25 protein-coding genes and 4 tRNA genes are annotated in these 21,727 nt (G+C 65.9%); 8 read left to right on the forward strand and 21 right to left on the reverse strand.

What is annotated here, in order from left to right; all coding sequences use genetic code 11:
* Positions 1-143: 143 nt before the first annotated feature.
* The gene (locus ACQY8B_RS16480; RefSeq protein WP_422087701.1) at positions 144-1,121 is read left to right on the forward strand and encodes a GMP reductase; all 978 of its coding nucleotides are present in this window, start codon (positions 144-146) and stop codon (positions 1,119-1,121) included.
* A gap of 27 nt (positions 1,122-1,148) precedes the next feature.
* On the opposite strand, the gene ACQY8B_RS16485 is transcribed toward ACQY8B_RS16480, so the two are convergent.
* The gene (locus tag ACQY8B_RS16485) at positions 1,149-2,015 is read right to left on the reverse strand and encodes an alpha/beta hydrolase (protein WP_422087702.1); all 867 of its coding nucleotides are present in this window, start codon (positions 2,013-2,015) and stop codon (positions 1,149-1,151) included.
* Between the two features lie 90 nt (positions 2,016-2,105).
* Between ACQY8B_RS16485 and ACQY8B_RS16490 the strand changes: the two genes are divergently transcribed.
* Positions 2,106-2,181: transfer RNA gene (locus ACQY8B_RS16490), tRNA-Ala, on the forward strand.
* Positions 2,182-2,232: 51 nt separating this feature from the next.
* On the opposite strand, the gene ACQY8B_RS16495 is transcribed toward ACQY8B_RS16490, so the two are convergent.
* Positions 2,233-2,940 (reverse strand): SDR family NAD(P)-dependent oxidoreductase, encoded by a 708-nt coding sequence (locus ACQY8B_RS16495; protein WP_422087703.1) that lies wholly within the window; start codon positions 2,938-2,940, stop codon positions 2,233-2,235.
* Positions 2,941-3,079: 139 nt separating this feature from the next.
* Here ACQY8B_RS16495 and ACQY8B_RS16500 point away from each other — a divergent pair.
* The 4 genes from ACQY8B_RS16500 (at position 3,080) to ACQY8B_RS16515 (ending at position 5,341) form a co-directional block, all read left to right on the forward strand.
* Positions 3,080-3,155 (forward strand) — tRNA-Lys (locus ACQY8B_RS16500).
* A gap of 247 nt (positions 3,156-3,402) precedes the next feature.
* Complete coding sequence (locus tag ACQY8B_RS16505) at positions 3,403-3,585, forward strand: hypothetical protein (protein ID WP_422087704.1); 183 nt, start codon at positions 3,403-3,405, stop codon at positions 3,583-3,585.
* Between the two features lie 182 nt (positions 3,586-3,767).
* Positions 3,768-4,040, forward strand: coding sequence for a hypothetical protein (locus ACQY8B_RS16510; protein ID WP_422087705.1), 273 nt, complete (start codon positions 3,768-3,770; stop codon positions 4,038-4,040).
* Positions 4,041-4,531: 491 nt separating this feature from the next.
* Positions 4,532-5,341: a winged helix-turn-helix domain-containing protein gene (locus tag ACQY8B_RS16515; RefSeq protein WP_422087706.1), complete on the forward strand. Its 810-nt coding sequence runs from the start codon at positions 4,532-4,534 to the stop codon at positions 5,339-5,341.
* A 46-nt stretch (positions 5,342-5,387) separates the two neighbouring features.
* On the opposite strand, the gene ACQY8B_RS16520 is transcribed toward ACQY8B_RS16515, so the two are convergent.
* Positions 5,388-5,804 carry a hypothetical protein gene (locus tag ACQY8B_RS16520; protein ID WP_422087707.1) on the reverse strand — a complete coding sequence of 139 codons (417 nt, stop codon included), beginning with the start codon at positions 5,802-5,804 and terminating at the stop codon, positions 5,388-5,390.
* 272 nt (positions 5,805-6,076) lie between these two features.
* Here ACQY8B_RS16520 and ACQY8B_RS16525 point away from each other — a divergent pair, with 272 nt between their 5' ends.
* Positions 6,077-6,253: a hypothetical protein gene (locus ACQY8B_RS16525; RefSeq protein WP_422087708.1), complete on the forward strand. Its 177-nt coding sequence runs from the start codon at positions 6,077-6,079 to the stop codon at positions 6,251-6,253.
* 91 nt (positions 6,254-6,344) lie between these two features.
* Here the strand turns inward: ACQY8B_RS16525 and ACQY8B_RS16530 are convergent, their stop codons facing one another.
* The 5 genes from ACQY8B_RS16530 to ACQY8B_RS16550 all read right to left on the reverse strand — a co-directional run bounded on the left by ACQY8B_RS16530 (position 6,345) and on the right by ACQY8B_RS16550 (position 7,875).
* Entirely contained in the window at positions 6,345-6,908 is a 564-nt protein-coding gene (locus tag ACQY8B_RS16530; protein WP_422087709.1) for an HNH endonuclease, read from the reverse strand.
* Between the two features lie 61 nt (positions 6,909-6,969).
* Positions 6,970-7,043 (reverse strand) — tRNA-His (locus ACQY8B_RS16535).
* Between the two features lie 34 nt (positions 7,044-7,077).
* Positions 7,078-7,284 carry a short-chain dehydrogenase gene (locus ACQY8B_RS16540; protein WP_422087710.1) on the reverse strand — a complete coding sequence of 69 codons (207 nt, stop codon included), beginning with the start codon at positions 7,282-7,284 and terminating at the stop codon, positions 7,078-7,080.
* 38 nt (positions 7,285-7,322) lie between these two features.
* Positions 7,323-7,399, reverse strand: a tRNA-Arg gene (locus ACQY8B_RS16545).
* A 272-nt stretch (positions 7,400-7,671) separates the two neighbouring features.
* The gene (locus ACQY8B_RS16550) at positions 7,672-7,875 is read right to left on the reverse strand and encodes a hypothetical protein (RefSeq protein ID WP_422087711.1); all 204 of its coding nucleotides are present in this window, start codon (positions 7,873-7,875) and stop codon (positions 7,672-7,674) included.
* Positions 7,876-8,028: 153 nt separating this feature from the next.
* Between ACQY8B_RS16550 and ACQY8B_RS16555 the strand changes: the two genes are divergently transcribed.
* Positions 8,029-8,424: a hypothetical protein gene (locus ACQY8B_RS16555; protein ID WP_422087712.1), complete on the forward strand. Its 396-nt coding sequence runs from the start codon at positions 8,029-8,031 to the stop codon at positions 8,422-8,424.
* Positions 8,425-8,434: 10 nt separating this feature from the next.
* Here ACQY8B_RS16555 and ACQY8B_RS16560 read toward each other — a convergent pair whose 3' ends face one another.
* From ACQY8B_RS16560 to ACQY8B_RS16620, 13 genes are all read right to left on the reverse strand, one after another.
* Complete coding sequence (locus tag ACQY8B_RS16560) at positions 8,435-8,869, reverse strand: acyl-CoA thioesterase (protein ID WP_422087713.1); 435 nt, start codon at positions 8,867-8,869, stop codon at positions 8,435-8,437.
* Between the two features lie 2 nt (positions 8,870-8,871).
* Positions 8,872-9,402: a MarR family winged helix-turn-helix transcriptional regulator gene (locus tag ACQY8B_RS16565; protein WP_237679327.1), complete on the reverse strand. Its 531-nt coding sequence runs from the start codon at positions 9,400-9,402 to the stop codon at positions 8,872-8,874.
* Positions 9,399-10,175 carry an SDR family NAD(P)-dependent oxidoreductase gene (locus ACQY8B_RS16570; RefSeq protein WP_422087714.1) on the reverse strand — a complete coding sequence of 259 codons (777 nt, stop codon included), beginning with the start codon at positions 10,173-10,175 and terminating at the stop codon, positions 9,399-9,401. Before ACQY8B_RS16570 ends, ACQY8B_RS16565 begins: the two co-directional genes overlap by 4 nt.
* Positions 10,176-10,228: 53 nt before the next feature.
* Positions 10,229-10,975: an SDR family NAD(P)-dependent oxidoreductase gene (locus tag ACQY8B_RS16575; protein ID WP_422087715.1), complete on the reverse strand. Its 747-nt coding sequence runs from the start codon at positions 10,973-10,975 to the stop codon at positions 10,229-10,231.
* A 4-nt stretch (positions 10,976-10,979) separates the two neighbouring features.
* Complete coding sequence (locus ACQY8B_RS16580; protein WP_422087716.1) at positions 10,980-12,569, reverse strand: ATP-dependent acyl-CoA ligase; 1,590 nt, start codon at positions 12,567-12,569, stop codon at positions 10,980-10,982.
* A complete protein-coding gene (locus tag ACQY8B_RS16585; RefSeq protein WP_422087717.1) occupies positions 12,559-13,290 on the reverse strand; it encodes an ABC transporter ATP-binding protein in 732 nt (243 codons plus the stop codon). The genes ACQY8B_RS16580 and ACQY8B_RS16585 overlap by 11 nt, the downstream gene beginning before the upstream one ends.
* Before the next feature lie 82 nt (positions 13,291-13,372).
* A complete protein-coding gene (locus ACQY8B_RS16590; protein WP_422087718.1) occupies positions 13,373-15,160 on the reverse strand; it encodes an ABC transporter permease subunit in 1,788 nt (595 codons plus the stop codon).
* The gene (locus ACQY8B_RS16595) at positions 15,157-16,212 is read right to left on the reverse strand and encodes a branched-chain amino acid ABC transporter permease (protein WP_422087719.1); all 1,056 of its coding nucleotides are present in this window, start codon (positions 16,210-16,212) and stop codon (positions 15,157-15,159) included. Before ACQY8B_RS16595 ends, ACQY8B_RS16590 begins: the two co-directional genes overlap by 4 nt.
* A gap of 34 nt (positions 16,213-16,246) precedes the next feature.
* Positions 16,247-17,410 carry an ABC transporter substrate-binding protein gene (locus tag ACQY8B_RS16600; RefSeq protein ID WP_422087720.1) on the reverse strand — a complete coding sequence of 388 codons (1,164 nt, stop codon included), beginning with the start codon at positions 17,408-17,410 and terminating at the stop codon, positions 16,247-16,249.
* A gap of 43 nt (positions 17,411-17,453) precedes the next feature.
* A complete protein-coding gene (locus tag ACQY8B_RS16605; RefSeq protein ID WP_422087721.1) occupies positions 17,454-17,918 on the reverse strand; it encodes an aromatic-ring-hydroxylating dioxygenase subunit beta in 465 nt (154 codons plus the stop codon).
* Entirely contained in the window at positions 17,915-19,240 is a 1,326-nt protein-coding gene (locus ACQY8B_RS16610) for an aromatic ring-hydroxylating dioxygenase subunit alpha (protein ID WP_422087722.1), read from the reverse strand. Before ACQY8B_RS16610 ends, ACQY8B_RS16605 begins: the two co-directional genes overlap by 4 nt.
* A gap of 138 nt (positions 19,241-19,378) precedes the next feature.
* Positions 19,379-20,524: an ABC transporter substrate-binding protein gene (locus ACQY8B_RS16615; protein ID WP_422087723.1), complete on the reverse strand. Its 1,146-nt coding sequence runs from the start codon at positions 20,522-20,524 to the stop codon at positions 19,379-19,381.
* Between the two features lies 1 nt (position 20,525).
* A complete protein-coding gene (locus ACQY8B_RS16620) occupies positions 20,526-21,692 on the reverse strand; it encodes an ABC transporter substrate-binding protein (RefSeq protein WP_422087724.1) in 1,167 nt (388 codons plus the stop codon).
* Between the last annotated feature and the right edge of the window lie 35 nt (positions 21,693-21,727).

Below are 21,727 nucleotides of genomic sequence, written 5' to 3' on the forward strand. Positions count from 1 at the left end.
AAGACCGCGTAAAATCAATCACCGGGCCCAAGTTTCTTGCGCCCGGTTTTTTGTGGGCGTTTTCTTTGCTGAACGCACCACGAAAACCGGCCGGACCAAGCGCTCTTTCGTTCCCTTCAACGATTCATTTCTGGAGCCTGGCCATGCAAATCTTCGACTACGACAACATTCTCCTGCTCCCGCGCAAATGCCGCGTGGAGAGCCGCTCCGAGTGCGATACCAGCGTGACGCTGGGCGAGCGCAGCTTCCGCCTGCCGGTGGTGCCCGCCAACATGAAGACGGTGGTCGACGAGTCGATCTGCCTGTGGCTGGCGCAGAACGGCTACTTCTACGTGATGCACCGCTTCGACCTCGACAACCTCAAGTTCGTCAAGGACATGCAGGGCAAGGGCGTGTTCGCCTCGATCTCGCTCGGCGTGAAGAAGCCCGACTACGACACCGTCGACCAGCTGGTGGCCGAGGGCCTGACGCCCGAATACATCACCATCGACATCGCGCACGGCCACGCCGACAGCGTGAAGAACATGATCGGCTACCTGAAGCAGAAGCTGCCGAAGGCCTTCGTGATTGCCGGCAACGTCGGCACGCCCGAAGCGGTGATCGACCTCGAGAACTGGGGCGCGGACGCAACCAAGGTCGGCATCGGCCCGGGCAAGGTCTGCATCACCAAGCTCAAGACCGGCTTCGGCACGGGTGGCTGGCAGTTGTCGGCGCTCAAGTGGTGCGCCCGCGTGGCGACCAAGCCGATCATTGCGGACGGCGGCATCCGAGACCACGGCGACATTGCCAAGAGCGTGCGCTTCGGCGCGTCGATGGTGATGATCGGCTCGCTGTTCGCGGGACATGAAGAATCGCCGGGCAAGACGGTCGAGGTCGACGGCACGCTATTCAAGGAGTACTACGGCTCCGCCAGCGACTTCAACAAGGGCGAATACAAGCACGTCGAAGGCAAGCGCATCCTCGAGCCGATCAAGGGCAAGCTGGCCGACACGCTGGTCGAGATGGAGCAGGACGTGCAAAGCTCGATCAGCTATGCGGGCGGCCGCACGCTGATGGACATCCGCAAGGTCAACTACGTCACGCTGGGCGGCGACAACGCGGGCGAACATCTGCTGATGTAAGCGCCCTGCGCTGCCTCGCCACGCCGGTCAGGCTTCTAGCAAATGCACCGCATGGCGGTGCAATGCGTGGGCCGGTTCGGCGAGCGCATCGACCACGCCGAAGTGGTTGAGACCCGGCAGCACTTCGCACACCGGCACGGTGTTGCGGCCCCACGCCTCGCGGATCATCGCGTTGTGGCGGATGAACTCCTCGCTCTCCTCGCCGCCGGCCACTGCATAGAGCTGGCCGCGCTTCGGCGCGGGCCACAGCGCCGGGCTGGCGCGCAGGGCGTCGGCATCGGTCAGCTTCAGCGTCTTCACCAGGAACGGCGTGTGCTGCAACGGACGCAGGTCGTAGAGGCCGGAGATCGACAGCGCGTTGCGCACCAGTTGCGCGGGCAGATCGGGCGCGACCGCTTTCCAGTCGCACGACAGCAAAGCCGCCGCCATGTGGCCGCCGGCCGAATGGCCCGCAACGGTGATGCGCGAAGGGTCGCCGCCGTAGGCCGCAACGCGACGCCACGTCCATTCCAGCGCGCGCACCATCTGCATCAAGATGCCGGGCACGGTCACCGGCTGCTCCGGCGTGCCGGGGCACAGCGCGTAGTTGGGCTGGACCACGCATATGCCGCGGTCGTTGAATGCCGGGGCGATGAAAGAGTGGTCCTTCTTGTCCATGGCGCGCCAGTAGCCGCCGTGGATGAACACCAGCACCGGCGCGTCGGGCACGGGAGCCGGGAAGACGTCGAGCGTTTCGTTCGTGCCGCTGCCGTAGGGAATGTCTAACCGGGCGGGCAAGTTGTCGCGCGCGGCGGCGGAGTCGCGCGCCCAGCGCTGGAAGTACGCGGGGTGGTCTTTCACCCGCGCAAGGTTGTTGTACATGCCTTCCAGCCAGGCGGGTTCGTACGAGGCCATGCGGTTCTTTTCTCAGTGCTTCGAAAGGCGCGAATCTTGGCACGGCGGCATGTTCCAAAACCGCGGTTCTGGTTAAAATTTGCCTGCGTTGGGGGGGTAGCTCAGCTGGGAGAGCGCCGCGTTCGCAATGCGGAGGTCGTGAGTTCGATCCTCATCCTCTCCACCAACCGATACTGAAAAGGCCTTGGCATCCGCCAGGGCCTTTTCCTTTTGCGGCTCAGGTGTCGAGCGTCAGGTGCTGGCCGTGCAGCGCGGCGGCCGCCGGCGACGCGAGAAAGCCGATGGTCTGAGCGGCAACCGAGGTCGACACCCACTCGGCCGGATTGGCGTCGGGCATGGCTTGGCGGTTCGCGGGCGTGTCGAGCACGCTCGGCGCCACGCTGTTCACGCTGACGCCGTGCGGTGCCGCTTCGGCCGCCATGGCTTCCACCAGCCGCTGCAGCGCGCTCTTCGAAGCGATGTACGCGGCCATTGCCGGCAGACCGCGCGCGGCGACCTTCGCCGTCACGGCCACGACGCTGCCCGCTCGGCGTTCGATCATCGAAGGCAGCACAGCCTGAGTCACAGCAACGAACGACCAGGCGTTGAGATTCATCATCCGGTCCCAGCTATCGCGCGAGAGCGCATGCGTGGCCTCGCCCATTTCGAAACCGCCCGCGATGTGCACGAGCGCATCGATGTGGCCGAAGGACTTGAGCGCCTGCGCGGCAAGGCCGGCCATGCCGGACGCCGAGGTCACGTCGCCCGCGAGCAGCAGGTGCCGCGAGTTGTCGAGGCCCGGAAAGACCTCGGCGAGCCGGTCTGCATGATGGTCGACCAACGCAAGGCGCGCGCCTTGGCCAAGGAAATGCTGGGCCACTGCGCGGCCCAGTGCGCCAGCGGCGCCGGTGATCAAGACATGGGACGTGGTGCTTGCATCGCTCATCGAAATTCTCCTGGTTGAAGGGCCTCGCCCGTCGGGTGTGGCGAATCCTAACGCTGCGACTCACAAATTTTTTGGACAAGATCAAAATCTGGGATATACTCGTGGTCTTGCCAGAAAACACTAAACGTTTTCAAAGCAAGGGCTCTTAGCTCAGTTGGTAGAGCAGCGGACTCTTAATCCGTAGGTCGAGTGTTCGAGTCACTCAGGGCCCACCACCAACACTAGGAACTGCGCGGTTCTCGCGCTATTTCTTAAGAAGCACTGTTCCGCGATAGCGAAACGTGCTCCGCAAAACAGAGAAACCTCCCGTCGAAAGACTGGGAGGTTTTTTCTTTTCCGGCTTATCTGAAAGCCGCGCATCACAACGCAACGGCGGCCTCAAATTGAGGTGGCGCAATCAGCCGAGGCAGCGGGCAGTACCCCTTGCTCGATGACGCGATGATTGCCGTGAAGTCCGGCACCATGGACTACGTTACCGGCAACGCTGACGCCCAACCCGATCAAAGACTGGCGGTCGGGTACAATCCTGCGACGCTCAATGGTTCTGAGCGCTGTCCTCCGGGCAAGCTGAACCCCATACCAGCGCGTCGAAGTCACTACGACGAAGAAAACAAAAATGACTTCATGCAAAAGAATTTGCCGTAGCGTGGACCGCGTAAGAGTTCACGACCACATTCTCAGAGCCCGCCTTGTGCGGGCTTTTTCATTGGCGTGCGTGCTATGCCGGTCGGCACTGCCAAGCAGTCGCAAAGCGGGTGCACCGCTCGGGCCTGCTCTTGGAGTACAGTCATAAGTCCTCAACACGGAGCCCGCAAGGGTAGGACAAAATGGCCACACCGGAAGAGGCAACTGCAACCGCTTCAGCTGCGAACCTTCTCGGAACAGAGATGGCGCTTACGGCAGCTCTGAGAGCGCTCATCAAGACTCACCCCCAGCCCAACCTGCTCGCACAAGAACTTGTGCAACAGCGGCAGTTTTCTCAGGCTCATCTTGAAGCAAGTCTCGTATCGGACAAGGCACTGATGGGCTTCGAATTGACCTGGGCAATGATCCTCCATCAGGATCCCGCGCAAGACGTACAACTCGTGCCAGCGTCCTAGCTACAAGCTGGCGGGCAAATCGAAGGCAGCTTCAGCTGGGGTGGCCTTCCACCGGCAGCGATGGGCGCCGCGCGTGGCTCGCACGCGCCCTGCTTGGCCACGTTGATGGTGAAAGGGGAAGGCGTCGAAGCTGCTCGGGTCGAGTTGTCCAGCCGGGGATAAAGGCCAGCAGCATGCCGCCGTATTCGGTGGTGGGTGATGTACGCACCAGCGCCAAGAGTCCTGAGCCCCTCTGCCTTCCAGGTCTCGTCGCATGGGTCCCTCCCGCCAGGCATGACTTTCTTCACAAACGCTCAGACCTTACTGAACAAGTCTGAGCGTTTGGCCGAATGGAACCCATTGCTGTCTCGTCCCAACCTTTTCCGAACGCAATGAAAAGTGGAGATTCAAGCCATCGACCGCTTCCTCGAAAGCAGTCGATATAGGCCCGGTGCTGCAAACCGCACGCCGGCATGGCTCGATCGAAAACTTATTGACAGGGGGAACTGGCAATGAACCAGTTGGCGGAAATGAAGCCCATCGCGCTCGTGGGCTGCGACAAGGTACAGGCGGTGTTGCTTACCGAAAAGCTTCGGTCCATGGGGCATGCATCCGCGACATTCGACAGCGGTGCTGACTTCCTCGTAGCGCTGGGGAGCGGCAGGAAATTCGGCCTGCTCCTGCTGACGCTGCAGGGCGAGGGAGGATGGACAGGTCTCGTCGCCATGTGCAAGGTGCTTCATGTTCCAGCACTCCTGGTCGTCAACGAAGCACAGCGCGATATGCCAGTCGACGAATTGGTCGCGGTGCGGGAAGAAGCCTCGAAGAATCACGCCATCGACTTCATCGTCTGGCCAATCAGCGATCTCGACCTCGATTGGCGCATACGCACCCTCGTCCACCGCGTCGAGGTGTCGCCCGCGCCGCCTGCGCGCACCGTCGATCTCGTGTTTGGCTGCTATCGCTTTCTCGGACCCAACCGCGTGGTCATGAACGACGATCAGGAGGTGCGACTGAAGCCCCGCGAGTTCGAACTCGCGCTATTGCTCTTCCGCAACAGCGGCCAGTTGCTGGAGCGGGACTGGATACTCTCGCTGCTCTGGAGTACCGGCGTGACGCGCAAGGACAGCCGCGTGCTCGATGTCTGCATGTCGGGCATACGCCGCAAGCTCGCCCTGTCCAGAGAGAACGGCTTCATCCTGCACACGGTGTATGGGCGCGGCTATGAACTGGGACGAGTTTCGCAGCCGACACATCAACCGCAAAGAACAGGGCCCTTCACGAGCCTGCGCGTCGAGGAGGTTCACATCCCCGCGATGTGACTCGCGCCCGAGAGAAAAGACAGTCACATCGCGCGCACCGACAAACTCAGGACGCAGCGCCTTGCCCGGCGGCCCAGTCATCGAGAAATCGCATGAGTGCCTCCTGTTGCTCACCGATCTCAGCCGCGAGGTACTGGCGTGCGTGCTCCCGAGCGAGTTCACTCGAAAGGAACCACTGCTCGCGCGCAAGACTGCCCTGCAATCGCGGCGTGCCCCAAGCCGCGTTGCTGCTGCCAAGAAAAGCCTCTGTCACCGGCAAGCGCCCGTCGGTCTTGCCGAGATCCGACAGCGCGTTGCGCGGGCCGCCCAGCGTGACGCGAACCCGGACGATGTCTTCGTCCATATCGATGGACGCACCCAAACCACCGGATTGATGCAGCTGCCAGAACTGCGCCGCCGAGGCGTTGCGGGCCCAACTCTCGAGTGCTTTAGCCAAACTTTCGAGAACGATTTTTTTGTTCATAAGGAAATATTCCACATATTTGTCGACTTCTTACGCCCCGTCGGGACGCAACCTACAAAAGCCACCTACGTCGCATGGCATCTTGTAATGGCTGTCACGCATCACAAGAACATTACGACAGGGAAACAAACTCGAAGCTCAAAAGCTCGTTCAGACCCGCTCATGCGGGTATTTTTTTGCCTGCTCGCAGCCTGCATCGGCAACGACGCCAGGGAACCACAGAACGGACCGGCAGCGGCAAGCGGCTTCGGGCGTCGGCTATATTTCTTGCCATGGAAAAGGCTTCCGACATAGGCAAACCCACGGTACCCATCGACTTGATCGGCCCGGACCATTGGCCTCGCTCGCGGCGCGGCAATGGCCGCACCGCCAAGGTTATTGCCGTCATCGTGGGGGGAATTGCAGCCGCAGGAGTGATCGCATACCGCTTCTTCGGTGTCGGGCGCTGAACCGCACACTGCTTATGGCAAAGCCCGCTGCCTCGAAGACAGCGGGCTTTTTTCATGGGCGCGGGCTGGAGCAAGCATCACGGCCGAGCCCCTACTGCAGCCGCGAACCCTTCGGCAGCCGCTTCGCCAGCCACTCGTGCACGTCCGCACGGATGTTGCGGCCTTCGAGCAGAAAGTTCTCGAAGCGGCTCGGCACATAAGGCAGATACACCAGCGGCATGCCGGCTTCCTCCGGCGTGCGCGCGGCCTTGCGGTTGTTGCAGACAGCGCACGCACTCACGAGGTTGGTCCATGTCCACGGGCCGCCGCGTGATTCGGGCATTACGTGCTCGCATTGCAGGTCGCGCTCCTGGAACACGCCCGCACAGTAGGCGCAGGTGTGGCGGTCGCGGCGAAGCAGCTTGCTCTTGGTAACGCTCGGAACCACGTCGAAGAGATTGATCTTCGAGGCACCGCGCAGCGCGATGATGGGCGCCACCTCGACGCGAGACTGCACGCCGCGCGCCACATTGAAGCCGCCGCGCAGCGTCGCCAGCGGCAGGTCGCCGTCTTCCCAAGCCACGGAGCCGGTGGCGTAGTGCAACGCCGCCTGCTCCAGCGAGATCCAGGCTTGCGGCGTGCCCTGAATGTCGAGTTGCAGGACGTGAGGATGCATATATCGCCTCCTTTCGCGGCGATGGTCGTCTTGACGACGTTGAATGAAATCCAGAAAACGATGGGGTACACGAACGGAATCGAACCGTCGTCAGCGGGACCACAACCCGCGGCTCTGCCATTGAGCTACGCGCACCATGAAACATGAGCGGCCTGCTGTCAGGCAGCCTCTACCACTCGCCGACTGCGCGCACGCGCTGATCGAGATCGAGGCCCTCCAGTCGAGGCTCGCGACCAGGCGATGCATCCGCGCCTTCCGGGAGACGCCGTGCATCGGTCACGATGCCGAATCGGCGGGCCAAGGCCAGCACCATGCGCTTGCGCGGCTGTGCGGGACGCACGGTGATCATCCGGATCGGGGTATTGCGCTTGCGCATGACGGCTCCTTGGTTGATGTGACAGCAAACAGAAAAACTGGCCCCACGTGCACGACTCGAACGTGCAACCCCTTGCTTCGTAGGCAAGTGCTCTGATCCATTGAGCTAACGCGGGTTGAAAACAGGGATCGAAATTTGCCCGCCCGCTTTCCATTCCGGTTGTGTCCTCACGCGACGGACAGCGCTGGGCGCTGCCCCGTACGACGTCGCTGCACAGGAGTGATCAAGTCCTGCACATCCCGCCAGACCGTCTACGCGGTGGGCTCTGGCGGTGTGGTGAAGGCACACCCGGAATGGCCAAGCACGGCCGGTAACAAACAAAACAAAAAAGGCCCGGAACCTTTCGGTGTCCGGGCCTCTGCATGAGAGAGCTTGGAAGGTATGCGCCTACGCGCAACCTCCACCCGGTAGCACCTGATCCTCGACTTTTCCAACGCGCAGGCTGGCTGCGGCTTTCGTGGAATACACGTGGCTCTGGTGCTGATTCAGTCGGATCGACGGCATGTCGCCGAAACCACCGCACGCCCAGACGCGCACGAGCGATCGGCCCGAGGCGGGTCGAATGCTGGTGAAGGTCAATGCGATGTTCACGATGGTTCCTGGGTCAAAAATTGCCGCTGTCGGCCGTTAGGGGTTGGAAAAAAGGTACGGCTTGGACCGCGAATGAAGACAACTGTAAATAGTGTTTACGGCGACGTCAACAACCGGGACAATCTTTTTTTGTCTTGTTGTTGTTTTTGAACAGTGCCCAATATCACCGTCGCGCGTCGCCGCAATGCCCTCGCGCTTCATCGCCGTTTTCTCGAAGAGGCCGTTGCCGCGGGCCTGCCCGCCAAGGGGCTGGATCAGGCGTTCGCCAAGAAGATCGAAATCTCTCCCAGCATGTGGAGCCAGATCAAGAGTTCGCGGCCCATCGGCGACAACCTGGCGCGGCAGATCGAACGACACTGCGACGTGGAAGCCGGCTGGCTCGACAAGGAAGACCGCCCCAGCGAAGTGCCCGACGCGGCGGAAGAGCGCTTCATCGCGGCGGCACGCGAGGCATGGCGCAGCGCCAATGCCAAGGGCAAGAAGGAACTCACCGGCTGGCTGAAGAAGCGCGCGCAGGACGCCGCGTCCGGCAGCGAGCCCGCGCCCTGAGAGCGAAGGCTCAGCCCAATTCCGGCGCGTTGCGCACGATGGCCGCGCGCATGTCGTCCGGAATGGCAACAGCGCGATGGGTTTCGAGCGACGTAGTCACCAGCACCTGCTGCATCTGCATGCGCACTTCACCGTCGACCGGATCGAAGCAGCGCACGCGCAACGTCATTGAGCGCGAGCCCAGCCGCTCCACGGTCAGACCGAGCATCACCTGGTCGCCCATGCGGCTCACCGCGCGGAAGTCGGCTTCGAGCTTCACGGTGGGCAGGCCGATTCGCCGCTGCGCCACCAGTCCGTGATAGCTGAGCCCGAGGCCTTCGTTCACCCAGTCTTCGACGAGGCCGTTGAGCATCACGAAGTACTGTGGATAGAAGACGATTCCCGCCGGATCGCAATCCGAGAAGCGAATCAGCCGCGGCCGGCAGAACTCGGTGCCCTCGCCCATGCTCAGCCCTCCTCGCCCGAAGGCTCGCCGCGCATCACATGCACCCGCAGCAGGCCGAGCTGCGTGTGCAGCTGCTTGACCGTCTTCATGTCGAGCCCCGAGAACATCTCGAGGATCCATTGCTCGTGCTCGCTCGCCATGGTCTCGAAGGTGCGGCGGCCCGTGGGCGTGAGGCTCACGATCCACGCGCGTCGATCGTCGGGGCTGGGGGCGCGCGCCACCATGCCTTCGCGTTCCAGCTCGTCGGTAAGGCCCGTGACGTTGCCGCCGGTCACCATCAGGTAGCGCGACAGCACGCGCATCTTCAGGCCGTCCTTGTAGCGGTAGAGCTGCGCCATGTAGTCGAAGCGCGCCAGCGAGATGCCGAAGCGCTCGCGCAGCCGGCGCCGGATCTCGGCCTCGATCTGCGTGGTGCTGGCCAGCATGCGCAGCCACAGCTTGAGCATCGCGTGATCCTCATGGCCCGCGCGCGCCTCGTGGCCCAGTTCTTCGGCATCGCTCAGCGCGGCGTGGGAAGCGTCGTTGCGTGTCATGTCACTTCTCCTCCGGAAACCGAGATCGACTGCCCCGTGACCGACGCGGCGCCTGCACCGCACAGCCAGCGCACGGCATCGGCCACCTCGGCCGGCTGAACGATGCGGCGCTGCGGGTTGACGCTCGAGAATTCCGCCAGCGCATCGGCCTCGCTGCGCCCCGTCTTGCCGACCACGTTGGCCACGCTGTTGCGCAGGATGTCGGTGTCGGTATAGCCCGGGCACACCGCATTCACCGTGATGCCCTTGCGTGCCACCTCCAGCGCCAGCGAGCGCGTAAGGCCGACCACGCCGTGCTTGGCCGCGGTGTAGGCCGCCACATATGCGTAGCCCTTCTGACCGGCCGTGCTCGCAATGTTGACGATGCGGCCCCAGCCGGCATCGAGCATGTCGGGCAGCGCGGCCTGCGCGCACAGGAAGCTGCCCGTGAGGTTGACCGACAGCATCCGTTGCCAGAGATCGAACGAGGTCTTGAGGAAGGGCGCGCTCTCGGCCGCGCCCGCGTTGTTGACGAGGATGGCGACCGGCCCGCGCGCGGCGCGCGCTTCGGCGAAAGCGGCCTGCACCGCCTCCGGATTCGCCACATCGGCAGCAGCTGCGCCGTGCCCGGTACCCTCCAGCGAATCTGCAACGCGCTGCAGTGCCTCGCGGTCACGCCCCAGCAGGGTCAGGACGGCGCCCTCGGCGGCAAGGGTGCGGGCGATCTCGGCGCCGATGCCACGTGCGGCACCCGTCACGAGTGCGTGGCGGCCAGTCAATGAATTTGAGTGCATACCTGAATGTTTTAGTTCTGAATCATTTTAGCGGCGCGGAGGGATGCCGGTTGTCACCGCATGAAACGGCCGCCGTTCAGGTCCAGGGTGGCGCCGGTCATGAAGGCTGCCGCCGGGGACGCGAGATAGACCACGGCGGCCGCAACTTCTTCCGGCAAGCCGAAGCGACGTATCGGAATGCCGGCCTGCAGCGCCTGCCGTCGCGCGGGGTCCAGAGACTCGAGCAAGGGGCTCTGGATGGCCGCCGGGGCCAGCGCATTCACGGTGACGCCGTGCGGCGCCAGCTCCTGCGCGAAGGAGCGCGTCAGCGCCAGCAGCCCCGCCTTGCTGGCCGCGTAGTGCGCGCCGGTCGCCGCGCTGGCCTGCTGCCCCGCCATCGATGCAAGGTTGACGATGCGGCCCGCGCCGCGCCCACGCATGTGCCGCCCGGCGATGCGGCAGCCGAAGAAGCTGCCGCGCAGGTTGACGGCGAGCACGTCGTCCCATTCCTCGGGGGTGATGTCCCAGAGCGAGGTCGTTGGCGTTCGGGCCGCGTTGTTGACCATGATGTCGACCGCGCCGAAGTGCGCCACGGCCTTGTCGAAGCAGGCGGAGAAGCCGGTCTCGTCGCGCACGTCGAGTTCCAGCGCGAGCCCGCCGGATTCTTTCGCCACAACTTCCACGCTGGCAATGTCGATGTCGGCCAGCGCCACGCGAGCCCCCGCCTGGCAGAGCCCGCGCGCAATCGCCAAGCCGAGCCCTCGCCCCGCGCCCGTCACGAACGCCGCGCGGCCGGAAAGGGGTTGCGCTGCGCTCGTCATGCATCTAGCTCCGTGCGGGCCGGCCGTCCCAGGTCAGCGGCCCCACGCCGCGCTCGCGCAGCTTGAACTTCTGCACCTTGCCGTTCTCTGTGCGCGGCAGGTCGGCCAGCACGTCGATATAGCGCGGCACGGCGAAATAAGGCAGGCGGCCTTCGCAGAAACGCGCAAGCTCCGCAGGATCGACCTGCACGCCCTCGCGCGCCACCAGCGCGGCCATCACTTCGTCTTCGGCCAGTTCGGAGCGCACCGGATACACCGCGCAAGAGGCCACGCCCGGGTGGCTCAGCAGCACCTGCTCGACTTCGAACGACGAGATGTTCTCGCCCCGTCGGCGGATCGCGTCCTTGATGCGGTCGACGAAACGGAACGCGCCATCGGCATCGCGCACCACGCGGTCGCCCGTATGGAACCAGAGATTGCGCCAGGCCTCGACCGTCTTCTCCGGCATGTTGAAGTAGCCGCTCGCAAAGGCGTAAGGCTCGTCCGCGCGCAGCAGCAGTTCGCCGGCCTCGCCGGGCGGCAGCGCCACGTCGTCTTCGTCTGCCACGCGCGCCTGGAAGCCCGGGCGCAACCAGCCCATGACGCCGCCGCGCGGCGAATCCGGCGCGGTGGCGATGGCGAAGTTGGTCTCGGTAGAGCCGTAGCCTTCGAGCAGCGACACGCCTGTGCGCGCCTTGAACGCCGCACCCGCGGCGGAAGGCACGCCCGGCCCGAGCCCGATGCGCACCCGGTGATCCCGCTCCCCCGCCCCTTCAGGCTGCGCGAGCAGGATCGGCACCATCGCGCCCAGCAGGTAGACCACAGTGGCGCGGCTCGCGCGCATCGCCGGCCAGAAGCCCGATGCGGAGAAGCGCTGCTCGAACACCGCCTCGGCACCGGTCAACGCAGCCTGCGCGAAGGTGTTGAGCGCATTGATGTGGAACAACGGCAGCGTGGTGCACAGCACGTCGTCGGCACCAACGCCCAGCACCTCGGCGCTGTTCAGGCCCCACCAGAAATACTGCGCATGCGGACAGATCACGCCCTTGGCCGGCCCGGTGGTGCCGGAGGTGTACAGGATGGCGAGCGGATCGCCCGGCTGCACCGGCGCCGGCTCCAGCGCGTCTCCTGCCTCGGGGTAAGGCACCATGCGCACGCCGGCAGGCGCCCGCCATTCGGCAGCTTGCGTCTCTCCGACCACCCAGATCTCGCGCAGCGCCGTTCGCCCCAGGTCCGCCGTTGCAAGCCGCCCGACGAACGCGGCCTCGATGACCAGCAGCTTCGCCTCGCTGTTCGCCAGGAAGTATTCGATCTGCGGACCCATCGATGCGGTGTTGACGGGCACGGTCGATGCACCCAGCCATGCCGCGCCGAGAAAGCTCTCCAGGAACTCGATGCGGTTGCCGCACATCACGGCGATGCGGTCGCCGCGCGCCACGCCCGCGGCCGCCAGTGCACCGGCACGAACGGCGGCGGCCCGAGCCGCTTCGCGGTGGGTCCAGGCATGCGCGCCGATGCGCAGCAGCGCGCGCGCGCCGAACACATCGGCCTGCCGCTGCAGTATCGCGGGCAGCGTGCGCCGGGCGGGCGGCACGGCGCGGGCGTCAGTCGTCATCGTGCGTGCCTCCGCCCAGATAGGTCGCCTGCACGCGCGGGTCACTGGCCAGCTCGGCCGACGCACCCGACAGCGCGATCTCTCCAGTCTCGAGCACGTAGCCCTGGTCCGAGCTCTCCAGCGCCGCGCGCGCGTTCTGCTCCACCAGCAGGATCGACACGCCGTCATCGCGCAGCTTGCGCACGATGGTCAGGATGTCGCGCACGATCAGCGGCGCAAGGCCCAGGCTGGGCTCGTCGAGCATCAGCAGCCGGGGCGCCGACATCAGTGCGCGCCCCACGGCCAGCATCTGCCGCTCGCCGCCCGACAGCGTATCGGCGCGCTGCGAGCGCCGTTCGGCCAGCCGGGGGAAGCGGTCGTACACCGACTGCAGCCGCTTCTTCATTGCATCGCCGCGCAGCCGCTTCGCGTAGGCGCCGAGCTGCAGGTTGTCGAGCACGGTGAGTTCGCCGAACAGCTCGCGCTTCTCGGGCACGAGGCACAGGCCGCGCTCCACGCGCGCCTCCACGTCCAGCCCCTGCAGGTCTTCGCCCTCGAAGCGCAGCGTGCCCTTGCAGGGCAGCAGGCCCATCGCCGCCGCCAGCAGCGTGGTCTTGCCGGCGCCGTTCGGCCCGATCACCGAAATGATCTGCCCCGGCTGCAGGTCGAGCGACACGCCGCGCACCGCCTCGACCTGCCCATACGAAACGTGCAGATCGCCAATCTCCAGCATCGCGGTCATTTCGACACCCCCAGGCTCGTCACTTCGTGTACTTCGCGCACCCCCTGAAGGGGGCCTGCGCCTTCGGGCGGCCGTGCGGCGCTCATACGACGCTCCCCAGGTAAGCCGCCTGCACGCGCTCGTCCGCGCGCACCGCCGACGGCACGCCCTCCACGAGCTTGGAGCCGAAGTTCATCACCACCAGCCGGTCCACCAGTTTCATCACGAAGTCCATGTCGTGTTCGACGATGAGGATGGTCACGCCTTCCTCGCGCAGCTTGCGCAGCAGATCGCCGAGTGCCATCTTTTCCTTGCGGCGAAGGCCCGCTGCGGGCTCGTCGAGCACCAGCAGCACCGGGTCAGCGGCCAGCGCGCGCGCGATTTCCAGGATGCGCTGGGTTCCCAGCGGCAGGCTGCCCGCGAGTTCGTGCGCGCGGTCGCCCAGCCCGATGCGGTCGAGCTGGCGTTGTGCCTCCTGCAGGATCTGCCGCTCTTCCGTGCGGTCCAGCCGCAGCCCGGCCTTCAGGATGCCCGAGCGTGTGCGCGAGTGCGCGCCCAGCGCCACGTTGTCCAGCAGGCTCATGTGCGGGCGCAGCTTCACGTGCTGGAAGGTGCGCGCCAGGCCCAGCCGTGCCACTTCGCGCTGCGGCATGCCTGCGATGTCGTGGGCCAGGAAGCGCACCTGGCCCGAACTCATCGGCAGCGTGCAGGTCAGCAGGTTGAACATGGTCGACTTGCCCGCGCCATTGGGGCCGATGAGCCCGACGATCTCGCCGGCCTTGACGTCGAAGCTCACGTCGTTCACCGCCACCAGCCCGCCGAAGCGCTTGACCGCGCCGTTCACCGACAGCACCTGCGAGCCGCGCTCGGGCAGCGTGCGGTGCGGCAGCGGCTCCACAGGCGGCGCATCGTGGCGCGAAGGCCCCTGGGCGCCGCCGCGCCGGCGCGTCCAGCGGCGCAGCAGCCCCATCACGCCACCGCGCGCAAAGTGCAGCAGCAGGATGAACAGCGCCGCAAAGGCCACCGCCTCCAGTTGGCCGGCGCGCTGCGTGAGCATGGGCAAGACGTCCTGCAGTCCGTTCTTCAGCACCAGCACCAGCGCGGCGCCCACCAGCGCGCCGGCAAGCTGGCCCAGCCCGCCGGCCACCGCCATCAGCAGATACTCGATGCTTGCACGCACGTCGAAGGGCGACGGGCTCACGAAACGGTTCATGTGCGCATAGAGCCAGCCCGCCAGCCCCGCGAACAGCGCGGCTGTGACGAACAGCGAGAGCCGCAAGCGGTATGCATCCGCCCCCACGCTCGCCAGCAGCGTCGCGCCGCCGCGCAACCCGCGAATCGCGCGCCCCGGCCGCGACTGCAGCAGGTTGTAGCTGAACAGGCAGGCCAGCCCGACCACCACCCAGATCAGGTAGTACATCGCGCGCGGATCGGCCAGCGACCAGCCCGCGACCTGCAGCGCCGGAATGTTCGACAGCCCCGTGTGCCGCCCCAGCGCATCGACATTGCCGAAAAGCATCGCGATCGACAACCCCCACGCGATGGTGCTCAGCGGCAGGAAGTGCCCGCCCAGCCGCAGCGTCAGCATGCCGATGGCCAGCGCCGACAGTCCCGTGAGCAGCAATGCGAACAGCAGCCCGATCCAGGGCGACATGCCCTGCGTCGTCGTGAGCCACGCGGTCGCGTAGGCCGCGATACCCACGAAGGCCGCCTGCCCGAAGGAAGTCGCGCCGCCCACGCCGGTCAGCAGCACCAGCCCCAGCGCCACCAGCGCGCCGATGCCGATGTCGTTCAGCAGCGAGACGGTAAAACTGCCCGCCACCGCCGGCACCAGCGCCAGCACGACGACCAGTCCGGCGATCCACGCCATGCGTTTGCGGTTGCCGTTCATTGGTCCACCTCGTCTTCTTCCTCTTCGGCGTGCGCCGCCATGAACGAACGCAGCATGAGCACGGGAATCAGCAGGCTGAACACGATCACGTCCTTCAGCGCGCCGCTCCAGAACGAGGCAAAGCTCTCCACCACGCCGACCGCCAACGCACCCACTGCCGTCATCGGATAGCTCACGAGCCCGCCGATGATCGCGGCAACGAAGGCCTTCAGGCCGATGATGAAACCCGAGTCGTAATACATCGTCGTCACCGGCGCGATGAGCACGCCGATCAGCCCCGCCAGCAGCGAGGCGCAGCCATACGCCAGCAGCGCCGTGCGCACCGGCCGTATGCCGACCAGCCGCGCACCCACGCGGTTCACGGCCGTGGCGCGCAGTGCCTTGCCAGCCACCGTGCGCTCGAACACCAGGAAGAACAGCCCGCTCAGCACGATGGCCGCCCCCACCATCAGCACCACCTGCCCGCTGACGGTGAAGCCGTCGCTCAGCGTGAACACGGCGCTGGTGAGCGGCGTGGTGCGCGAGCCTTCAGGCCCGAAGAACAGCAGGCCCAAGCCCGACAGGAGAAAGTGCAGCGCCAGGGAGACGATCAACAACACCAACACAGATGCATCCGCGATCGGCTGGAACACCACCCGCGCCAGCAGCGGTGCGATCGGCACCACCAGCAGCACGGCCACCGCGATGTGCACGGCCACCGGCACCCCGGGCCGCGCCGCCAGCCACGCGAGCACGCACGGAATGGCGGGCAGCACGCCCCACATCAGCACCGCCTTGGGAATGCGCGCGGCCTCGCCGCGACGCAGCAGGCTGCCGATCTCGGTGGCCAGCGCCAGCGCGGCCAGCACCGCGACCATGCCGATGGTCGGCGGCACACGGTCGGTTTCGAAGGCCGCGAGCGACAGGGCCGCAAAGGCCGCGATGTCGCCGAACGGCACGAACACCACCCGCGTGACGGAGAAGATCAGCACCAGCCCGAGGCCGGCCAGCAGGTAGACGGCGCCGTTGGCCAGGCCGTCGGTGAGAAGAATGAGCGCCACGTCCCATGTCATCGCGCGGCCCTCCGGTAAAGCAAAGGCGAGCGGTTCAAGGTGCGAGCTTCCATTGTCCGTTGTCGAGCTTGACGATCACGCGGGCGCGTTCGTCCACGCCATAGAGACTGCCCGGCTTGAAGGTGTACACGCCGTGCGTGCCCACCACTTCCTTCGTGCTGAAGATGGCGTCGCGCAGCGCCACGCGGAACTCGGGCGTTCCCGGCTCGGCCTTCTTCATGGCGCGCGAGGCTGCATCGGCGAACACCAGCCAGCCGTCGAAAGAATAGGCCGAGAAGGCATCGCTGGTCGGTGCGTTGTTGACCTTCTGGAAGACGGCGCGGAAATCGGTCGCGATCTTCTTGGTCGGATAGCTGTCGGGCAACTGCTCGGCCACGATCACCGGGCCGGTGGGCATCAGCGCGTTCTGGCCGGCCGCGCCGACCACGCGCACGAAGTCGGGGTTGATCAGGCCATGCTGGCCGTACACGCCGCCCTTGAAGCCGCGTTCCTGCAGGGCAAGGAACGGCAGCGCGCCGGGCGTGCCGGCGCCGCCGGTCATCACCGCGTCGGGCCGCAGCGCCACGATCTTCAGCACCTGGCCGGTCACCGATGCGTCGGCGCGCGCATAGCGTTCGTTGCTCACCACCTTGATGCCGGCGCCGGGCGCGGCCTTCATGAGCGCGTCGTACACCAGGTCGCCCCAGGCGTCGGAGAAGCCGATGTAGCCCACCGTCTTCACGTTGTTGCGCTTCATGCGCTCGACCACCGCGTCGATCATCAGCTGCGTGGGCTGCGCCACGGTCATGACCCACGGGTTCTCGTTGGGGTCGAGCAGGATCGGCGTGAGGCCGATCATCGGTGTGTTCGCTTCCTTGCCCACCTGCGCCATCGCTATTGCCGCGGGCACGCCAGAGGTGCCCATGAGCACGTCGACCTTCTCGTCCTCGATCAGCTTGCGCGCATTGCGCCCGGCCGTGGTGGGGTCGGAGCCGTCGTCGAGCACGACGAGCTGGATCTTGCGGCCGTTCACCTCGCCCTTGTAGGCCAGCGCGGCCTGCATGCCCTTGGCATAGGGCACGCCCAGCGAGGAGTTCGGCCCCGACAGCGACACGCTCAGGCCGACCTTGAGGTCGGCCGCCAGCGCGCTCGCAACGCCACAGGCGGTCAGCACCGCGGCGAGTGTGCCGCGCGTCAAGGTCTGCATCAGGCTCTTCATGTCGTAGCTCCGGTGAGGATGGTTGTTGGAATGAACAGGTAACTCAGATGAACAACTGGATGGCCGGCAGCGCGCGTCCGGCATTGAGCAGGTCGATACGCTTCTGGCGGATAGCCCAGCCGACGGGCGTGCGGACAAGGTGATGGCGGGCGGTGCCGCTCAGCAGGACCTGGTCTTCGCCGCGCGCCTCGACGTAGAGGAACGGCGTGCGCAGCCATGCCTCGTCACCCTCCTCGCGCTCGATGCGCGACGGCTGCAGCACATGCTGGCTGTGGCTGGCCGGGTGCTGCGAATGGGCGCGCGGGTTCTTGAGGCGGTCCACGCGCAGCTGCAGCAGCAGCCGGTCTTCATAGGCCAGCGAGTTGTGCGAGAACGGGTCGGCCTGCGCCGCGCCGAGCAGCGGCACCCAGTAGTGGCCGTCTTCGGCGAACAGGGCCAGCCATTCGTCGAGGCGACGCTCGTCGAGCAGGGCCGCCTCGTGGGCGACGAAATCGCGTGGGTCCGTCATTGCGTGGCCTCCATGCCCGCCGCCATGGACTTCGCCCATGCGCGGAACTGGTTGCGCATCAGCAGCTCATTGGTCCCGTTGGTGGTGACCGTGGCCTGCTGCGTCTCGGCAGGGTCGAAATTGCGATGCAGGCTCACCCATTCGTTGCCGCCAGCCCGCAGGCCCTGCTGGATGCTCTCGAACAGGTGCACGTCGTCATGCGCGACCACCGACATCGGGGAGAACACGAGCCGGTTGTAGCTCATGGCACGCTCGAACAGCAGTGCCGGCGCGCCCGCCGCACGGAAGCTCCAGGCCTCGATCAGCGTGCGGTTGGCCGCCAGCGGGCGAATCACGCGAATGGCCTGCGGCGAGCCCTTGACCGACAGGCTCGGATAGAAGACCGAGTTCTGCGGCGAGCGCTGCAGTATCTCGGTGGCACGCTCCTCGCCGTGCGCGGCACGCATCGCGGCCTCGTACTCGGGCAGTTGCGCGTAGTTGGAGTGGATACTGAAGTTCACGCCCAGCACGCTGTGCCCGTTGGCGAACACGCGCCCGCCCATCTTGTCGAAGAACTCGTAGCCCGAGCCGAAGGGCAGTATCTGCTCCATCGCCATCGGCTTGGGGTCGGTGGGCGCACGGCCTTCCCACAGTGCCTCGGCCGCCTTGGTGGCCGACTCGTGCGTCGACATCGGGTGCACCGTGTCGTTGATGTTCTCCAGGTACATCTTCCAGTTGCAGTGGACGATGTTGCGCAGCACGCCGCCGCCCACCGTCAGCTTGCCTTCGGGGGAGCGGTCGACCATGTTGTCGATGGCGCCCAGCACTTCGCCGAAATAGTCTTCGAACGAGGGGCCGTTGTCCGAGAGCCGCACGAACACGAAGTCGCGATACACCTTCACGTTCTTCACCACCGACAGCCCCTGCCCCGACTCGCAAGCCTTGAGCTGCGTGCCTTCATACCCGTTCTTCAACGGGAGCCCGAGCGGCGCGCCGTCGAGCTTGTAGGTCCACGCGTGGTAGGGGCAGCGAAAGAATCGGCCGGTGTTGCCGCACTCGTCGGTCACCAGCTGCGTGCCCTTGTGGGCGCAGCGGTTGTAGAGCACGTGCACTTCTCCGTCGGGCTGGCGCACCATGAGCAGCGGCCGGCCCGCGATGTCCTGCGTCACGAAGTCGCCGGGCTCGGGCACCTGGCTCGCGTGGCCGAGAAAGACCCAGGTGCTGGCGAACAGGTGCTCCTGTTCCAGCGCGAAAAGCTCTTCGCTCAGGTACAGGTCGCGGTGCACCCGGTCGTCGCGAACCAGCGCCGCGACGAGATCGGGGCGATTGCGATAAATGTTCATGGACGTGCTCCTGATTCAGGTCGCGTCACGTCAATTCGCGGAACACCGTGGAACCGGCTTTGCCGGGCCACCGGTGTTGCCCCCGGTAGGGGGTGGGCGAAGCGACACGAAGTGCGCGCAGCCTGGGGGCGAGCTTGCTCACGGGACCAGCTTCCACTGGCCCTTGGTCATCTGCACGATGACCACGCCGCGCTGGTCGGAGCCATAGCGGTCGTCGGGCTTGAAGGTATAGACGCCATGCGTGCCCACCAGCTCCTTGGTGCTCACGATGGCATCGCGCAGCGCCGTGCGGTACTGCGGCGTGCCCGGCTCGCCCTTGGTGCGCGAGGCTGCGTCGGCCAGCAGCAGGTAGGCGTCGTAGGTATATGACGAGAACGCATCGGTCGGCACCACGCCGTTGACCTTCTGGTAAGCGCTGCGAAAGGCCATCGACACCTTCTTGATCGGGTTGCTGTCGGGCAGTTGGTCGGCCACCAGCACCGGGCCGCTGGGCACCTGCAGGCCTTCGATGGAAGCACCGCCCACGCGCACGAAGTCCGCGTTGATGAGGCCGTGCGTGCCGTAGATCTTGCCCTTGTAGCCGCGATCGGCCAGCGCGATGTATGGCAGCGCGCCGGGCGTTCCCGAGTTGCCCGCGAACACCGCGTCAGGCCGCGCCGCGACGATCTTCAGCACCTGCCCGGCCACCGACGAATCGCTGCGCGCATAGCGCTCGTTCGCCACCACCTTGATGCCGGCCGCGTCCGCGCTCTTCACCAGCGAGTCGTAGGCCAGGTCGCCGAGCGCGTCCGAGAAGCCGATGAAGGCCACCGTCTTCACGCCCGACTTCTTCATGCGGTCGACCACGCCCGCGACCATGAGCGGGAACGGTTGCGACACCGTCACGGTCCACGCGCCCTCGGGGCCTGCGATGGTGACCGGCGTGGGCGAGATCAGCGGCGTGTTCAGTTCCTTGGCCACCGCGGCGATGGCCATCGCGCCGGGCACGCCCGAGGTTCCGATGAGCACGTCCACCTTGTCCTCGGTCACGAGCTTGCGCGCGTTGCGCCCGGCGGTGGTGGGGTCGGAGGCGTCGTCGAGCACGATCAGCTGGACCTTGCGGCCTGCGATCTCGGGATGCTCGGCAATCGCCGCGCGGATGCCCTTCTCGTACGGAATGCCGAGCGCGGCGACCGGGCCTGAGAGCGAGCTGATGAAGCCGATCTTCAGGTCGGCTGCCATGGTTTGCGTGGCGGCCAGTGCAAGCGCCGTGGCGCCGAGGATGTGGGTGAGCTTCTGCTTCATGTCAGGGCACCAGCTTCCATTGGCCTTTTTCGAGCTTCACGACGACGCGCGAGCGGTCGTCCGAGCCATAGCGATCGGTGGGTTTGAAGTTGTAGACCGAGTGCGTGCCCACCAGCTCCTTGGTGCTGACGATGGCGTCACGCAATGCAAGGCGGAACTGCGGCGTGCCGGGCTCGGCCTTGCCGGCCAGCGCACGCTGCGCGGCGTCGAGGTAGATCAGCCACGCATCGAAGCTGTAGGCCGAGAAGGTGTCGGTGGGCGGTGCGCCGTTGGCCTTCTGGTAAGCGGCGCGGAAGTCCATCGAGATCTTCTTCATCGGGTTGCTGTCGGGCAACTGCTCGGCCACCACCACGGGGCCGGTAGGCGCCAGCAGGCCTTCGACCGAGGGACCGCCGACGCGGATGAAGTCGGGGTTGATCAGCGAGTGCATGCCGTAGATCTTTCCCTTGTAGCCGCGCTCGGCCAGCGCCAGGTAGGGCAGCGCGCCAGGCGTGCCCGAGGCGCCGGTGATCACCGCATCGGGCCGCAGCGCCACGATCTTCAGCACCTGCCCCGCCACCGAAGAATCGCTGCGCGCATAGCGCTCGTTGCTCACCACCTTGATGCCGGCCGCGGGCGCCGACTTCGTGAGCGCGTCGTACACCAGGTCGCCCCAGGCGTCGGAGTAGCCGATGTAGGCCACCGTCTTCACGCCGGCCTGCTTCATCTTCTCGACCATCGCGCCCATCATCAGCGGCGCGGGTTGCGGCAGCGTCACCATCCACGCGCCCTCCTCGCCGGCCAGGTCGGCGTTGGCGATGGAGATGAGCGGCGTCTTCGTTTCGCGCGCCACGCCGGCGATGGCCAGAGAGCCTGGCGCACCGGCCGTGCCGATGATGACGTCGACCTTGTCTTCCTCGATCAGCTTGCGCGCATTGCGCGCGGCGGTGGACGGGTCGGACGCATCGTCGAGCTGGATCACCTGCACCTTGCGGCCGCCCACCTCCGACTTGTAGGCGACTGCGGCCTTCATGCCCTTGTCGTAGGGAATGCCCAGCGACGACACAGGCCCCGACAGCGAAGTGATGAAACCGACCTTGAGATCGGCGGCCCAGGCGCTCGCGGCGCCCAGCGCGCCGATACCCACGGCCACTGCCGCGAGTGTGCGAATTCGGTTCATGACTTTCATGGCGATGCTCCAGAGGTGGTTTTGGTTGGACGTGA

The sequence above is a fragment of the Variovorax sp. genome (assembly GCF_965279555.1).
Classification (GTDB): domain Bacteria; phylum Pseudomonadota; class Gammaproteobacteria; order Burkholderiales; family Burkholderiaceae_C; genus Variovorax.